Here is a 15984-nt window from a genome sequence, read left to right as displayed (position 1 = left end):
TTTTTCGACTTTAGAGTAATTAGATTAACGCAAAGATTCTGTTAGCATCATTGTTATTGGCTTGACTTTCTGTTAGGATTTGAGAAGCGATTGTTTTTGGAATCCTCGTATTGTTAAATTGATTTATTCTGTTATTTGCTCTTATATTTGTTGGTGTGTTTAAAAAAAATGGAGTGGCAAAACTAAGCAAAAGTTGCAATATGAAAACCAGTATATATACGCATTGTGTATCGATTTGAGAATCATTTTAGGCAACCCTTTTTTTTATTTTTAGAGAAGAGGGAGTGTTTTCATACTAGAATTTAAATTGGCTTTTGCCCTTTCAGGGCGAAAACAATACGAATCACTATTGATAGTGTGTTGCACTATGCTATTGTTTTTAGGCTTTCAGCCTGCTTGGTCTTAGAGTTTTAGTTGTAATCCGGTACTACTTTGAAGTAAGTACATACTAGTATTAAATTGCGATTTACACAGCTAATTGCTCTGAAAGAGCTTTAGCAATAGTATAGTGCAACGCACTATAATCTAAATTCATGACAAATATCGCCCTGAAAGGGCAAAAGCCCAACCGCAAAGAACTGAATTACGAATGAATTACCTGAAAAGTAAAATGAGAACACAAATTAATTCAGCGATAAATACGTTCCTTAAATCACGTATAAACACTTGCTTGTAAAATATTGATTGTCAGTATATTTGATAGGATTTAATGTTTTGAATGATGTTGCTTATAAAACGATAAGCAACGAACGCTACTACTCATTTTTAATCCTAAACAATGACTTCGGCCTATTGATTTTATGCGTAAAGAGGTTCGTATTTGTGATTTTATCATCCGTAAATGCAAATTGAAGGTGTTGTTTAAAAACTATCTTATTTCAAACCCTAAAAAAACAAATCCTTATGAAAATTGACAAAAACTGGCTTGTTCAGGAAAGCCAAGCAGAAAAAATAGTAAAAGACCCCACCTCGAATTTTCAATATCAAATTTCGCCAAAATATTTAATCATACATTATACTGCAGGCGATAAAGCATCGGGGGCGATAACCTGGTTTAAACAGACTCCGGCACAAAAAAATACAGACCGGATTTGTGCTCACATTGTAATTGATCTCGACGGAACAATTACGCAGCTTGCTCCATTTAACACCAGATGCAACCACGCCGGCTACAGCAGTTGGGACGGACGAACCGGAATGAATGAATATGCTATTGGTATTGAAATCGTAAATCCCGGTTTCTGTGAAAAATTGACAGATGGCAGCTTCAGAAGAAGAGTAGGAGAGAACAAAGACGGAACACCCAGTTATAAACTATATCCTGCGTCAGAAAAAGACAGAATTGTAAAATTGAAACACAAACATAAATTTTGGGACAGTAAAGAAAACCAATATTGGTTTAAATATACAGACGCCCAAATAGCAGCAGTCTCCAAATTGAGCAAACTCCTGATTGATACCTACCAATTATCCTTTGTAGTGGGACACGACGATATCTCACCGGCAAGAAAACCGGATCCGGGACCTGCTTTTCCTTGGGACGATTTTAAAACAAATGTTTTTGGAAAAACAGACAATATTGGAAAGATCTTTTTGGTGAACTCAGTTTCTGATGGAGTTGCCGAATTTAGAACAAAACCCGACAAAACTTCAAGCTCAATCCGAACGTTAAAAAATGGCTATGAAGTGGGATTAATTGAAACTTTCGGACAATGGTCTAAAGTTTACTTAGTGAATGATATTAAAGATATCAAGGATTGGAAACATAGTATTAAAATGGAGGGATGGATACATTCAAGTCTTCTAAAACCTAAAATTTAATGTTTTACAAATGATATGTAAAATGTTTATATGAAGTGTATGAATTAAAACTTAATCTATTAAAGATATGTCAAACATTGGTCTGGTTTCGCTTTTACTGTATTTATTTGTTGTACTAGTTGGTATTTCATTTGTTTTTATAGTATATAAATTGATCAACAAATCAACTTTAGAAAATGATAAAATTGATAAGTTTATTGAGTATCTCAAATGGGCATTAATTACTCTTTCTCTGCCAACAGTAGCGATTATAGTGGCAAATTTTTATCAGGAAAGAAGAGAAGCTATTGAAGAAATGAAATATTTTGAAAAATATACTGAAGATGTCAGAGATTTAAGTAAGCTGGAGCAACGACGACAATTAGTTAGGTACTTTGCTACAGTTGCACCAAATAGTAGGCTTAAAGGATCTTGGGAAGATTATTTAGATACAATCAATAAAGATTATAAAAGATCTGTTACTCTCGATTCGTTAGAAAGAGTATTAAATAAAGACTCTATAAATAATGTAAAAAGATTAGATTCTATAAAGAATGAACGAAATAAGATTGACGCCCAAATGAAGTCAAGTAAAGATTTTGTAAATGCTAAAAAGCATGAATTAGCTGGTTTTAAATTTTTAATTGACAAAGATGTAAATTCTGCAATAGAATCATTTACAGAATCTGAAAATTCATATAATGGTTTTCATAATGTTTATGAAATTGGCCGATACTTATCTAAAAATAAAGATAATTTATTAAATAAAAATGCAACAGAATGGAAATCGGTATATAAAATGATTGATACCAAATATAGCTGGGAAATACCGGAGATTTACAAGAAAGAAATTATAAAATTGTCAAATTAAAGAAATCGGACAAATTATTAAGAGGACTTATAGGAAATTGTTTTTAAGTTAGAGATTTTGGGCGTTTTAGTTTTGTGGGAATAGATGTGATTTAAAGATTTAAAGATGAGTAAAGTTATTCAATTAATTATAAGCGAGATAATAATTTGAGTTTCGTTTTTAGATGGTATAACTAGGGACTTTTGCCTACTGCTAAACACCTCTGTATTTTCAATGCAGAGGTGTTTAGAATCGTATTGATATATTAGAAATATTTTCTAATATATCAATAGATTATCCTACTCGACATTCATAAGATCCATAATAGTACTCGCAGTACCCTCCTTGTGATGGGCACCAAAGCCAACATTCATTCCAACCTGTGGGGCCGCTACCTGAAATGGTTTTCATTTCAGCTCTTGAAAGCACTTTTTCTGCAGTTTTTAAACTCAATTTTTTCATGATTCTAAGGTTTTAAAATTAATTGAGTAGCAAATATCTTACGGTTTTGAAATTTTTCTTAATGATATATTATCTCTATTGTATACAATGTTATCCTAAAAATAAATAATTGGTTGATTTATTAATAACTTCTAAAAAGAAACAAACAGGGTAGAAATGTGAAAAAAATTAGATTTTTAATTTTAATAAAAAGCCTTTTGGCTTATTACAAAGGTGAAGTGATAAGTTTTTTTTGTTTTTATAAATAACTGAAATTCTTTTTAGGTGTATAAAATGTAGGGAGTGAAATGTTAATGATTTTTTACTTTAGGTGGTAAAAGACATACTCAGAAAAAATGAAATTAGTTTGACTTTTATTACATTGATTAAAAGCTTGAATTTTCATTTGGATAAAATAATATTATTAAAGGATAATAAAATACTCTTTTTATAAATTTAGATTCCTTTTTTTTGTTCAGAAAAGTCGGTAATATTTTTATATTTCCAAAAATGTGATTTTTAATTTTTATGAGATCAAATTTGTTAAGATTTCTTATTTGTAGGTTGAGTTTGCAATATTCAAATCTGAATAGAATTTAACAGAATGAATTGAGGATTAAGATCTGTGTATTCGAGAGAAAGCATCGGCCTTAAAATTATTACAATAATTATTTAAAGATGCGTCGAATATTTAATTTTTTATATAAAAATAGTAATGGTGTATTATTTTTACTCCTTTTAGGATTTTCCTTGGGATTGACAATTCAATCGCATTCTTTTCATAGAAGTAAGTTCATTGGTGCGACAGATTTGTTGTCCGGAGGAATTTATAAAAAAGTTGATGAAATAAGGGAATACATTAATTTAGTAAATAAGAATGATTCACTAGTGCAAGAGAATGCTAAGTTATTAGAAATGTTATTTCGTAAACAAAAAGAAGGTAACGCCCCAGAGATAGATAGTATTTTTGGTATAGGATCTGATGATATAATTGTATCAAAACTCATTCGTAATTCCTATACACTCCAACAGAATTACCTTACTATTAATTCTGGACTAAAAGACGGTATCAAGAGCGACATGGGAGTAATTAACAATCGTGGTATTGTTGGAGTGGTAGATAAAGTTTCACAGAACTTTGCACTTGTTACAAGTGTCTTAAATACAAAATCTCTTATAAATGCAAAAGTTAAAAATAGTAACTATTTTGGGACTCTAAGTTGGAATGGGAAAAATGCGGGCTTTGTTCAGTTAATCGATGTTCCCAGGACAAGTTCTGTGAAGAAAGGAGATACAATTGTGACAGGTGGGATCTCAGAAATTTTTCCTGAAAATGTAGATATTGGAATCGTCGATAAAACATTACATGAAAACAATTCTTTTGTTATTAATGTAAAGTTGTTTAACGATATGACGAATCTTGAATATATGTGCGTGTTAAAAAGCATACCGATTAAAAATGCTAAAAAAAGGTAACCCAGTTCCAGACCTTTTTACATTTTTTATAATTTAGGCAATTGTAAATCGGGTAGATGTCTGATAAAAAAACAAGTATGACAACACATAAATATTGGGGAAAAGTAGAACTAGACTGGGCAGGATTTTCTTCGGACGTAACTTTTACGAATCCCTTTTTTGACCAACAGGATGTAGAAGTTTTTTTAGGAGAAGAATATGACGAAGACGGAGAAGAAATGGAAGAATCGCCAACAGAAAATCAATTGACGCAATTTGAAGAAACGTATCAAAATTTTATAGCGAATATTGAAAGTAATTTGAAGAGTATTCAAAAGAAAGCGTATGAAAGATATTTAAAACTATATGCTCATTTTTATGAAGATTCTGAAAAATCAGGAGAACCGGCATTAAATATTGACAGCCTGGATAAACATAATGAAAACATTAAAGAGATTATGTACCTGAGAATTTTAGACGAGAAGACCATTAAAGTATCCATTCGCTACAAACTAGACACAGAACATGGGCTCGAATTTAAGTTTGTAAACGGTCAAATAGAGAATGTTGGCGGAATTGCTGAAACGTGATAAAAAGCTTACGCATTTGAATTAACGGTATCAATCTCCATAAGTCCTAGTACAGCTTTATTATAATCTTCTTCTGTTTTCTTGTTCTATGAGTGCAAATATGCGCTTATCAATGATTGTATTGGTAGACCAGTACAAGTTTATAATGAAACTGACAGGTTGGTCTGGGGAGTTCCAGTAGAAAGTAAAAGTAAAAGCCATGAGACTTTGCACAGCGTAGTGTTTGTGTAGGAGACTCATGGTTTTATCTAAAAAGGATACTTCAGCCAGTTAGCATGGTAAGCAAGACTACACTCTACCAGCGTTGGAATAGAATCAATTAGTTATTTTCGTTGGCAATTACCGGATTTGCGACAGAATTGACCGGCGAATAGTTAAATTTTACAACATTATATTCATAGTCAAATTTTTCTAAATCATTACACTCACAGTCTATTTTGTCAAATTGATCTTTGGTCGTTGTGGTGGCGGTAACATAAGTAAAGGTGGTCACGGTTGTTTCTGTTAGTTCAACATAGCCTACGACGCAAGTTAAAATGCCAATCGTTTCTGCTGTTGCCCGTTTTGCATCTTCTTGTATAATTTTCATATATCTTAATAGATTTGATTCCAGGTATTTTAGTTGGTCACTCGAAATCCCTAGTACATCTGAAAAGAATTGTAGATTCACGGCAGAGGGCGTACCGCTATACGATTTTGTGCTGGAGTACGCAGATGTTTCTCCCATTCCATTTATAGTATTCATGGCGCGCTGCATTTCGGGGCCGTCTACCAAATATAATCCTCCAACAAAAGGTGTTGTGTGGCATGTCTTTTTTAGGGCGGCTCTTATATCAACGAATACTACAAGCGCATTTTTAAAGGCTTCCAAAAGGATTGTTTCTATTTTGTTATCGGTACCCTTTGGTAACAATGCCAGTAGTAAATTTTCATTACAGGTGTGCAGCCATGCCTGATCCAGGGTAGGCGTAATGCAATATGGTATAGATTTGTTCATGGGTGTGTTTTTTTGTTGTGTATGAAAAGATCCTTATTGTAATTTAAAAACTTGTTCGAAAACTGTTTTTAGATTACAGAAAAAACAAATTTGGCCATTTTATGCACTCTTTTTCATTGAATAGATTTAGTATTCCTTCAAAGAAGTGCATAAACTGACACAAATTAATTTCTCTTTACGAAACAGGAGTTCCGAAAAAGTTTTGTTGTTGAACTAAAAAGGTTCTACATAGGAATAACCAACTTTTGTATAGTCTACATTATAAGAAAATTTGGTTGAATCGCTAGAGCATTTATGCTTGATCAGTACAGCAGCAGAAGAAGCTTTTGAAACTGCATATACAACAGACGTTGTAGGTATATTCAGACCAGGTACTAAGGACAGAAGCGTAATAGTTGTACCAAGGTTTTGAGCTGTTGTGTTACCCGCAGCCGCAGCCTGAGTTGCCGCCATCGCTCTATTAAGATAGTCCCGCATTGGGTTTACTGAACCCCCTACACCAGATAAGATATCGTTAAACAACTGCTCATTTGCTTGCTGTATAGTACCATTACCAATTAATGTTCTTTGAACTACATTAGTTTGTGACATTCCTCTTATAGAATTCAAAGCTTTTACCATAGCAGGTTGATCCAGTGTATAAAGACCATCCACCACTTTTTGTCCCGAAGTGGCCAGCACAGCATCTTTTATTTTGTTAGGAACTTGCAAGGCTCTTAAGAATGCCTGTCCCATTATTTGATTTTGCTCTGGGGTCCACATATCTAACTTATAATAGAAAATGTAATCGTTTCCTTCTGTATGTATCCATGTGCCATCATTAGTAACGCCACGTGTTTCAAGTATAACATAATCATGTTTCTCAAAATTGTCAATAATAGTGCTCATTGTTTATTTGTTTTTGGGGTTGTAATCATTGCTACAAGAATTTATCACTACCTGTAACAACTAACTTCAGATCACCAGACTTTCTGGTGTTTCTAAAGTATTTGCCCTACTCATGAGGCTTTTCAGTTTCCGCCCCTGTAGTAAAAACCTCTACAGGAAGGTTTGTTTAAGTGGGTGCTGCAGCATTGTTTTTTTTCTACCAGTAAACGAATTAAGCAAGACCATAAATCCGTATTTTTTATTTTATTCTTCTAGAATATCGTATTCTGATTACGCTTGGTAATGTAAAAATTTGCTTACTGAAAGTTTTTTGTTTTGTAATATTACTCTTCAAAATTACTTTTTTATAAAATCATGAGATAGCGTATAAATACTTGATTTTGAATAAATTAAGTTTTTTTTGTTTGTAGGTACAACTAACAGCTTATAAGAGACATTTGTTTAGCAAAAACAGTAATGCTTTTTGTAATATTCTGCTAAAGCTAAAGGTAAAATGAACGATGCTGCAACTCGATGGCAGATTTATGGGATTGCCTGCAAATTTTGGTAAATTTGAGGTACAAGAAAAGTACGAATTTGAGCAAAATAAAACGAAACGAAAACAGACAAACCTTTACGAAATTTTCAACCGAATAACTGTATTTTGTTCATTTGTAGAACTGTATTTTTAAGAACACACATCAATCCGGAGGTTAGTATAAAAGTGTAAAATATATTTGGGAGAAAAATAGCTTTATTTATGTTTTAATGAGAGTAAAGCAGGATTAGAACTTAAGCGTCTAAACCCCTGTTCGTACTGCATAATTTGACTTTTTATTGGTCAGTTAACTCTAATTCATCCAAAGTTCCTTTTACAGATTTTAATTCTGCCAATTTTGTATGGTTATTTTTAATTTTGTCATTTATTTGCGTGACATCTATTTTTGATATTTCAATTTTTTTACCATTAAAAACTAAGCTCAATACAGTAGCTTTTAAAAGCAAATTATAATCGGAAAGATTCGGATTCTGAATAGGATATTTTGAAAAATTCCATAGTTTAGGATTGCTTTCTTTGGTTTGACTCAATAAAATGTGTTCGGTTATTATTTCTCCGTTTTCAAGAATACTTTCGTTATTTCCGTGAATATAAATTTCAGATTTAAGGACTTCAGCGGTAGATTTTTTTAGGATGACAAATTGAATGGTTTGACTGCCAATTAGTTTCTTTTTACCCATATATTGATAATCAATTTCTAATTCGGGGACCATTTCATCAAAAAAATCCGTTTTATTTAATTGCAATCTGCTAATTTTAAATAAATCTAAGGTTTTTCTAGTATTTTCGATTTCGTTTTTTTGAAGATTTAAACGGTCAATTTCATTTGTTAATTTTTCAGTTTCCTTTTTATTTCGGGCTTTTAAAATGTCTTCTGCTAAAGTAATAACTGAAGAAAATGATTGGCCGTCAATTATTTCCAACGAAATTTTGTTGAAAGATTTCTTATCGTATTTTTCAGGATTTTCCCATTTTAAGCGCATCGCTTCTAAGGCGATAACCCGCATTGCTTTTTCTAAATTGTTTTTTTCGTTTTGATCGAGATTTTTTTTTATTTTTTCTCTTGAAATTTTGAAATCCTGCTCATTTTTTCCATTGAATTTTTCCTGACAGGAAATAAAAATAATCGAAGTAGATAGCAATGCAAAAAGGCATTTTAAGAATCTAAAAGCAGGTTTGTTTTTCATTATATAAATGTATAAAGTGTTTATTTTTAGTATTTTGAACAAAGTTTGGTTCTTTTAGCTTTACGACTTTTAAACTTAATTGGCCTGCTGAATAATTTCGTTTAAAAACTTATCATAATCGAAATTCTCAAAGTCTGCAGGTGATTTTAGTCTAATTTTATACGCTTTTGTTGTTGAGGGCATATCATCTTCCATTGTATTAATGGTAGTTTCTTCGAGCGTGCCGTCAGTTTGGTTTTTAGGTTTATAAACATACTCAGTATGTGAGCCTGCTCCCATAAAATACCCGGTAAATTCATGTAGTTGTAAACCATTATTTTGAAAGATAAATTCAAAAGAAATATGTCCGTTAGGACCAACGGCGCTTAAATCAAATACAATTTTATTGTTTTCGATTGCCACATCCTCCACATCGAATTTTTTATAATTATCAGCATTATATTCGGGCGGCATGATGGTATAACTTTTTTTATACAACTCAAAACCTTGCTTGTTACCTAATAAAACAAGGGTGATACGCGCAAGCGATTTGTATTCTTCGTCTTCTTGCAAAATCAAAACTTTGTCTTTAAAGTTATCCTGATTAAGAAAACCAACAGCTTCATATTGAATCACATAATTATAGTTCTCTAAAAATTCAGTTATTTCGCTGCCTAAAGTGTCTTTTTTTAAAGCTGCTGATTGCAATGGAGTTGTCTGTTTGTTTGTTGCTTTTGATACAGGTTTCTTTTTTAAAGTGCTGTCTAACGAATTTTTATTTTGACAAGCAAATACCAATAAACTAAAAAAAACACCCGATATAATTTTTTTGCAGACCATAATTTTTGATAAAAAGTAGCAATTATTACCTGCAAATTTTAGAAAAAAAGCATTGTAAATCAAAATCAATATAAATTCGGAGAAAGTTGGAGGAAATTCGATAGTAACTTTTTTAAATTCGTATTCCTTTAAAGATAAAAATCAAGATTTGCCTTATTAAAACATTGAAATAAAAAATGATATATTCGTGGCTTAAATTGTATTCAGGCAAAATATCATTTGTTGAATGAGAATTTATTTAACCGTTATTTCATATATGAGCAAAATACGAACCTTAATTATAGAAGACGAACCGGCGATACGAAAAGAGTTACAATGGTTGGTTTCACAAGAAGAATCCTTAAAGTTAGAAGCTATGACGGGTTCAGTAAAAGAGTCATTGCGGATCATAAAAAACACAGAACTTGATTTAATTTTGATGGATATTCAGCTGACAGATGGTACAGCTTTCGATATATTGAATCAATTAGAACAGGTTTCCTGCCCAATCATTTTTATTACGGCTTATAATCATTTTGCTATAAAAGCGATCAAGTATGGCGCATTAGATTATCTTCTAAAACCAGTTGACAGCGATGAATTTGCAGCAGCCATACAAAAAGTTAAGAAAGTCAAACAGACTGATTATCTCACGCAGATTAATGTTTTGAAAGCATACAGTGCTGTAAAAACTATTGAAATGAGTTCCAGTATTTGTATCACTTCTTTAGATTGCATGCAGATAATTCGGCTGAATGAAATTATATATCTTTCGGGAGAAGGCTCTTATACTCAAATTCATCAGGAAAATAATAAAATTATAACCGCTTCGAAACCTTTAAAATACTACGAAGAGATTCTGCCGGATGACTTTTTTATAAAAACACATCAATCCTATATTGTGAATAAAAATTTTATTGACAAATACATGAAAACAGGCATAATTGTTATGAAAAATGCTGCTGAAATTCCCGTTGCGACCCGCAGAAAAGAGTTTGTTATAGATCATTTAAATCCTTTGAGATAATGCGCAAAATTGTATTCTTTGTACTGATTTTATTAGTTTCCTGTCAGCAGAAATCCAAAAAAGAATTGCTTCATCCTGAGAAAATGCTCGAAAAATTAGTGGTAATCAGTGATAGCATAGATCAGAATCCGGAAATTGATAAACTTATTTTTTGGTCGGGTAAGCTCAAAGAAAAAGATTTCTCAAAAACAAGTTCGACTTTAGCGTTTATACATTACAATTTGGCTAAGAATCTGGCTAAAAGCAATATCGACAGTGCCAAAAATCATATTAATATTGCTTTAAATTTAATCGAAAAAGAAAAAGGTTTCAATGCGCTTAAATTTACGATTTACAACGGTGCCGGATTAATTTCAGAGCACGAAGGCAAGTTCTACCAATCGGTTTATTATTTTAATCAATCGGCGGCGATCATTATGAATGACGATTCACTGCAATGTAAACCAATGGCAAAAGTGATTTGCTTGCTCAATGCGGCTCAGGACAATAACAAAATTAGTCAATATCCAAAATCGGTGGAGCAAAACCAATTGGCATTAAAAATTTTAAAAAAACTGCCCGAAGATAATTTTAAATACAACTTCAGAGCTTATTCGCAATTGTTTACGGCCTGTGAAGAAAGTGAAATTTACAAGACAGATTCGCTTTTATTTTATATTAAAAAACTAAAAAGTATTTCGGTACAAACGAATGATCCGATGCAAATTAGATTTACTAATGAGCATATAGCACATTATTATTTGCTAAGCGATCAGTACGATAAAGCGATACAGCATTATAATTTGGTAAAAGAATATGATGCAGAAATGGTCACCGAAGAGCCCGAAAAATCAATTGCAATAAAAAATCTGTATACGACTTTGGCGAATCTTATCGATTTATACGTGCAAACCAAACAGTTTCCAGAAGCAGAAAGTTTAATTAAAAAGGCTGATACAATTGAAAAGCAACATTTTCAAATCTTGTCATATTATGAAAAATGCCTGAATAAAAAGGCAAAAATGCACTTTTATTTGGCTAAAGGCGATAATCTCAAAGCGCAGAACGAAGTGAATCAGGTATTAGAACTAAAAGATAATATTCTGAGAAATTCGGGCATTCAGGCGACAGAAGAAATGGCGACGATTTACGAACTGCAAGCCAAAGACAAATCTATTTACGGATTGAATAAAACGATTGATTCTGCTACAAATCGTCTGGAACGTAATAAATTGTTGTTGTTTATTGTTGGATTATTGGGCCTTTTGGCGGTTTCGTGGGTGTTGTTGCTTTATTTTTTCCAAAGGCAAAAAAGACAAAAGCAGGAAAAAGAGAAAATTTTATTGCAACAGCAATTACTGAGAACTCAAATGGAACCGCATTTTATTTTCAATACTTTATCGGCATTGCAAAGTTTTATCCGATTTGACGAAAAAGAAAAATCGATAAAATATTTAAGTCAGTTTAGTAAATTACTTCGAAGTAGTTTAGAATTAAGCCGAAAAAATGATGTTCCGCTCGATCAAGAGATTGAAGCAATAGAAAATTACCTGAGTTTGCAGCAAATGCGTTTCGAATATACGTTTGCTTACGAAATAATAATTCCCGATACAGATACATCGGCATTGTTAATTCCGCCAATGTTGATTCAGCCTTTTGTTGAAAACGCCATCATTCACGGTATTGGAAATCTGTCTGACAAAGGATTTATAAAGTTGGAAATTGTTGCGAAGGAGAATCAATTGCTGGTAAAAATTACAGATAACGGAAAAGGGTATCAGGACAAATCGAATTTAGAGATGAATCATCAGTCTTTATCAGGTGCTATAGCCCGAGAACGTTTGGAGATTTTAGCCCGAGAAAACAAAATAAAAACAAATATAGAAATTGTTTCGAATGAGAAAGGAACGGTTGTTTTACTGGCACTTCCCATAAAAAACCAGAAGTAGATCGAAAGTTTTAAAGTCGAAAGAACTGTAATTAAAAAGCAGAAATATTCAATTAATACAGATTTAAAAAGAATCTTCACGAATATTCAATTATTTCAAGCGAATTGATATTGGCCTGCATTTACATTGTCTTTTTTTTAAAATTTGTATTCGGTTGAAGATAAACTAAAAAAAGGAGATCAAATTTAACAATCAATAATAAAAATAGACATATGAAATCTGAATACTTTACAGGATTAAGTGATCAAGAGCTTTTGCAGAAAATGAAAAAATTAAAAACCGATAAAATAGTTGATGCCGCAATTATTGGCCTTACAATTGGAATCGCAATTTATAGCGTTGTGCAAAAAGGCTTTGGATTTTTTACTTTCTTTCCTCTAATAATCGGGTACCTAATTATTAAAAATTCTAAAAATAATGAAATATTGTATCGAGAAATGGAGAAAGAATTAGAATCTCGAAACTCAAAAAAGGCATAAAAACAAAAGAATTTTCACGAATATTTAATTATTCCGGGCGAATTTATATCGGTTGATCAACATTATCTTTTTTAAAATTTGTGCTCTATTGCCATTTAATTGGCGGTAATTTTTGAAAAATCCGTAATTAACAAACAGATTAATTAAAATGAAGAAACTAATTTATCTTTTTATAATTGGACAACTACTAATAAGTTGTAATGATAATTTGCAGAAGAAAAGCAAATTAGAAATTAAGCCAAATACAAAAAGTGATAATTCAGGAAAAATAAATTTGCAAACGGCTCAAGTAATTTATAAAGATAGTTTGGATATTTCCTTTATAGGAAGAACAACGAAAGAATTAAATAAGTATAATTTTCACATATGTTTTGGGGCAATGATTGAAGAATATTCCGAAAATGAAAAATATGCAGTTTCAGAATATTCTTTAAAAGTTGGCAATTGCAGAAATGGAAAAAGTAAAATAACGATAGAGCAATTTATTAATTATTATGACGAAGTAAAAGCAAATTTTGTAATAAAAGATGAACTGATTGTCAGAAGTAGTTATCCAAAAAAATGTTATTCAACAATTACTTTAAAATTAGAAAATAGAGAAGAAAGTAAGTATTTAATGGAATATGAGGATAATTCAAAAGCAATTCTGACAAACATTCATAAACTTTGGGAAATAAATTTGAATGAAATGAAATTTATTGAAATTGAAACCCCAAAAAACTTTAAATGCAATAATCCGGGTTTTGCGGACGGAATATAGAGATGAAAACACACAAATTCATATTAATCAGAATTGCAATAGTAGTGGGGGCTCTCCTAATAATTTACAACGGAGCTTATTATACTTTGCCAGAATACATACAACAAGATAGCTTTAGTTTTATTGCCGAAATTGATAGGATTTTTGAATTAAGCTTGATTTTTTCAATTGTATTTTTACTATTTCTGCTAGTAGAAATTTACATATTTAAGAAACAACAACAAACTAATTTGCGTAATGCAGCAATGATTTTGAGTTTATTTATAACTATTTTGGTCATTGCTTTAGTTTATGCTAACGGAATTTTTTAACCCAATTAAAAATGAAAAAACGAATTCTAATTTTAATACTATCGAGTGCAAGTTTTATTGGTTGCAAGCAGGAAACAAAACAGCTTAGAATAGAACTTGAAAATGAAAAATCAATTGAGCCGAAAAAGGAAAATTTACAAATAATTGATATTGATTCTTCACAATTTCCAAAATCATTAAAATATGAAGGATTCATAAAAAATGCCGTTCGATGGAAAGATCAATTAGGAGATAATATTGTAATCACTACAGAAACAGGAAGCCGCAGAAATGAAAAATTTCAGCATGAATATGACGAAAGTGGTGATGCAGAATTATTTGGGTATCATTTTTTAGTAAAAAACAACCAGGTAATTCAAACTTGGAAAGTATATGATTACATCGATGATTGTCCGGTTGATATTGTGGCGTCATTTGTAAAAAACACCTTTAAAATTACTGATTTAGACCATAACGAAATTGCCGAAATTTGGTTAATGTACAAAATTGTATGCCATGGCGATGTGAGTCCTTGCGAAATGAAAATTATCATGTATGAAGGAAAACAAAAATTTGCCATGCGCGGAGAAAGCAAGGTTCAAGTAGGAATTGACGATAACGGAGAAAAAACATTTGAAGGCGGCAATTATAAATTTGATACAGCATTTGAAAAAAGCCCAAAAGTTTTTAGAAACTTTGCAATCAACTTATGGAATAAAAATATAATTAACTGATTTTTCAATATTTTGATTAATATTGATTTTTTTAACCTTTCGGCTTATTTTATGAAACAACTTTTACTACTTGCCATTTTACCCTTAATGATTTCTTGCAACGGACAAAAGAAAATAGATGTACTAAAATTAAATCTAAACGAACCAATAAAAAATGTGATAGATTTTAATGACAATTTACGTATTGGTGTTGAAACTGTAGAATATCCGTTCTGTTTATTAATTGAAGTAAAAAAATCTGAAAAATATAGTTTTGAAGGAATTGATCTGGAAGGACAAAAAATCATCTTTCAAATAAACGCCGAAAAACTCAAAACAGACAGTATTTCAAGATTTGGTGGTGCTCATATTGATTTAAAACCAATCAAAAATGAAAACGAATTATCGAATACGTTACAAAATTTTAATGCCGAGAATAAAATTTACGGACTGAGAATAGAAATGAAAACTCCGGGTTTAAAATCGGAAATTTTAAAGAAAATTGAGTTAAAATATGGCAAGGGTACAAAAAATCCAAATACAGATAATGGTTTATATTGGAACCTGAAAAAGGAAAACAAATATATTTTTTTTGCGCCCGATTATGACAGACTCATCATTTTAAACAACACCAATTTATCTAAAACGTGTTATTGGGATACTTTTAACGGACTTCTTGATTTTGGAGGTTGCGACAACGAGAAATACACCCAAGAATTGATGAAAAACGCAACAAAACCCGAAGATACTAAAAACAAACCCATCATAAAAATCGATAAAAATTGGAATCTAAACAATTTAATTGTGGGAAAATCAACCGAAGACGATTTTGTGCAATCTCAAACCAACAAAAATTTTGAACGGATGGTAGAAATTGATGGAAGTACAGGAAATGTAAATGAAATTATGTATCAAAATGAATATCATGATTTCTATTTTTATTTATCTGCAAGTAAAAAGAATCCTGAAAACAGGAAAGAAAACCAAATTATGGGATATGCTATAAACGATTTTAGGAAGGTTGAAATTTCATTTGAAAACGGATTGAAAACAGGTATGAAATTCGAAGATGTGGTCAAATTATTTGACAAAAACTCAATAATTGATTATGAAAGTTTAAAATTCGCTAACTACATTGAAATAAAAAATGGACCTTACAAAACAACATTGAATTTTGACAAAAAAATGTTGTTTTCGGGAATGTTTGTAAAATAAAAACTTCCGCCCACAATCAAAAGAAAAA

At 31.3% G+C, this 15984-nt stretch carries 15 protein-coding genes; 11 read left to right on the top strand and 4 right to left on the bottom strand.

Annotated features, from left to right (window positions below; genetic code table 11):
* The first annotated feature begins 903 nt into the window (after positions 1–903).
* From OLM58_RS19790 to OLM58_RS19775, 4 genes are all read left to right on the top strand, one after another.
* The gene (locus OLM58_RS19790; RefSeq protein ID WP_264530298.1) at positions 904–1821 is read left to right on the top strand and encodes an N-acetylmuramoyl-L-alanine amidase; all 918 of its coding nucleotides are present in this window, start codon (positions 904–906) and stop codon (positions 1819–1821) included.
* A gap of 67 nt (positions 1822–1888) precedes the next feature.
* On the top strand, positions 1889–2671 hold the full coding sequence (locus tag OLM58_RS19785; protein ID WP_264530297.1) for a hypothetical protein: 783 nt from the start codon (positions 1889–1891) through the stop codon (positions 2669–2671).
* Positions 2672–3769: 1098 nt separating this feature from the next.
* Positions 3770–4567, top strand: coding sequence for a rod shape-determining protein MreC (gene mreC / locus OLM58_RS19780; RefSeq protein ID WP_264530296.1), 798 nt, complete (start codon positions 3770–3772; stop codon positions 4565–4567).
* Between the two features lie 77 nt (positions 4568–4644).
* Complete coding sequence (locus tag OLM58_RS19775; RefSeq protein ID WP_264530295.1) at positions 4645–5136, top strand: DUF6985 domain-containing protein; 492 nt, start codon at positions 4645–4647, stop codon at positions 5134–5136.
* Between the two features lie 319 nt (positions 5137–5455).
* Here OLM58_RS19775 and OLM58_RS19770 read toward each other — a convergent pair whose 3' ends face one another.
* The 4 genes from OLM58_RS19770 to OLM58_RS19755 all read right to left on the bottom strand — a co-directional run bounded on the left by OLM58_RS19770 (position 5456) and on the right by OLM58_RS19755 (position 9565).
* Complete coding sequence (locus OLM58_RS19770; protein ID WP_264530294.1) at positions 5456–6133, bottom strand: hypothetical protein; 678 nt, start codon at positions 6131–6133, stop codon at positions 5456–5458.
* 213 nt (positions 6134–6346) lie between these two features.
* Positions 6347–7021, bottom strand: a complete 675-nt coding sequence (locus OLM58_RS19765; RefSeq protein ID WP_264530293.1) for a hypothetical protein — start codon at positions 7019–7021, stop codon at positions 6347–6349.
* A gap of 813 nt (positions 7022–7834) precedes the next feature.
* Positions 7835–8746 (bottom strand): hypothetical protein, encoded by a 912-nt coding sequence (locus OLM58_RS19760; protein WP_264530292.1) that lies wholly within the window; start codon positions 8744–8746, stop codon positions 7835–7837.
* A 75-nt stretch (positions 8747–8821) separates the two neighbouring features.
* Positions 8822–9565, bottom strand: coding sequence for a hypothetical protein (locus tag OLM58_RS19755; protein WP_264530291.1), 744 nt, complete (start codon positions 9563–9565; stop codon positions 8822–8824).
* A 226-nt stretch (positions 9566–9791) separates the two neighbouring features.
* Here OLM58_RS19755 and OLM58_RS19750 point away from each other — a divergent pair, with 226 nt between their 5' ends.
* From OLM58_RS19750 to OLM58_RS19720, 7 genes are all read left to right on the top strand, one after another.
* A complete protein-coding gene (locus OLM58_RS19750; protein WP_264530290.1) occupies positions 9792–10571 on the top strand; it encodes a LytR/AlgR family response regulator transcription factor in 780 nt (259 codons plus the stop codon).
* A complete protein-coding gene (locus OLM58_RS19745; protein WP_264530289.1) occupies positions 10571–12499 on the top strand; it encodes a histidine kinase in 1929 nt (642 codons plus the stop codon). Before OLM58_RS19750 ends, OLM58_RS19745 begins: the two co-directional genes overlap by 1 nt.
* A gap of 212 nt (positions 12500–12711) precedes the next feature.
* Positions 12712–12978 carry a hypothetical protein gene (locus OLM58_RS19740; RefSeq protein ID WP_264530288.1) on the top strand — a complete coding sequence of 89 codons (267 nt, stop codon included), beginning with the start codon at positions 12712–12714 and terminating at the stop codon, positions 12976–12978.
* A 148-nt stretch (positions 12979–13126) separates the two neighbouring features.
* Complete coding sequence (locus tag OLM58_RS19735; RefSeq protein WP_264530287.1) at positions 13127–13738, top strand: hypothetical protein; 612 nt, start codon at positions 13127–13129, stop codon at positions 13736–13738.
* 2 nt (positions 13739–13740) lie between these two features.
* Complete coding sequence (locus tag OLM58_RS19730; protein WP_264530286.1) at positions 13741–14049, top strand: hypothetical protein; 309 nt, start codon at positions 13741–13743, stop codon at positions 14047–14049.
* An 11-nt stretch (positions 14050–14060) separates the two neighbouring features.
* The gene (locus tag OLM58_RS19725) at positions 14061–14762 is read left to right on the top strand and encodes a M949_RS01915 family surface polysaccharide biosynthesis protein (RefSeq protein WP_264530285.1); all 702 of its coding nucleotides are present in this window, start codon (positions 14061–14063) and stop codon (positions 14760–14762) included.
* Between the two features lie 51 nt (positions 14763–14813).
* Positions 14814–15956 carry a hypothetical protein gene (locus OLM58_RS19720; protein ID WP_264530284.1) on the top strand — a complete coding sequence of 381 codons (1143 nt, stop codon included), beginning with the start codon at positions 14814–14816 and terminating at the stop codon, positions 15954–15956.
* Positions 15957–15984 lie beyond the last annotated feature (28 nt).

Origin of the sequence: Flavobacterium sp. N502540, from assembly GCF_025947365.1 — a bacterium.
GTDB lineage: Bacteria > Bacteroidota > Bacteroidia > Flavobacteriales > Flavobacteriaceae > Flavobacterium.
This window is presented reverse-complemented; position numbering and strand designations above follow the sequence as displayed.

Excerpts from the sequence above, each read along its gene's own strand:
- OLM58_RS19790 (WP_264530298.1), top strand. The coding sequence starts at position 904 with ATGAAAATTGACAAAAACTGGCTTGTTCAGGAAAGCCAAGCAGAAAAA.
- OLM58_RS19785 (WP_264530297.1), top strand. The coding sequence starts at position 1,889 with ATGTCAAACATTGGTCTGGTTTCGCTTTTACTGTATTTATTTGTTGTA.
- mreC (WP_264530296.1), top strand. The coding sequence starts at position 3,770 with ATGCGTCGAATATTTAATTTTTTATATAAAAATAGTAATGGTGTATTA.
- OLM58_RS19775 (WP_264530295.1), top strand. The coding sequence starts at position 4,645 with ATGACAACACATAAATATTGGGGAAAAGTAGAACTAGACTGGGCAGGA.
- OLM58_RS19770 (WP_264530294.1), bottom strand. The coding sequence starts at position 6,133 with ATGAACAAATCTATACCATATTGCATTACGCCTACCCTGGATCAGGCA.
- OLM58_RS19765 (WP_264530293.1), bottom strand. The coding sequence starts at position 7,021 with ATGAGCACTATTATTGACAATTTTGAGAAACATGATTATGTTATACTT.
- OLM58_RS19760 (WP_264530292.1), bottom strand. The coding sequence starts at position 8,746 with ATGAAAAACAAACCTGCTTTTAGATTCTTAAAATGCCTTTTTGCATTG.
- OLM58_RS19755 (WP_264530291.1), bottom strand. The coding sequence starts at position 9,565 with ATGGTCTGCAAAAAAATTATATCGGGTGTTTTTTTTAGTTTATTGGTA.
- OLM58_RS19750 (WP_264530290.1), top strand. The coding sequence starts at position 9,792 with ATGAGAATTTATTTAACCGTTATTTCATATATGAGCAAAATACGAACC.
- OLM58_RS19745 (WP_264530289.1), top strand. The coding sequence starts at position 10,571 with ATGCGCAAAATTGTATTCTTTGTACTGATTTTATTAGTTTCCTGTCAG.
- OLM58_RS19740 (WP_264530288.1), top strand. The coding sequence starts at position 12,712 with ATGAAATCTGAATACTTTACAGGATTAAGTGATCAAGAGCTTTTGCAG.
- OLM58_RS19735 (WP_264530287.1), top strand. The coding sequence starts at position 13,127 with ATGAAGAAACTAATTTATCTTTTTATAATTGGACAACTACTAATAAGT.
- OLM58_RS19730 (WP_264530286.1), top strand. The coding sequence starts at position 13,741 with ATGAAAACACACAAATTCATATTAATCAGAATTGCAATAGTAGTGGGG.
- OLM58_RS19725 (WP_264530285.1), top strand. The coding sequence starts at position 14,061 with ATGAAAAAACGAATTCTAATTTTAATACTATCGAGTGCAAGTTTTATT.
- OLM58_RS19720 (WP_264530284.1), top strand. The coding sequence starts at position 14,814 with ATGAAACAACTTTTACTACTTGCCATTTTACCCTTAATGATTTCTTGC.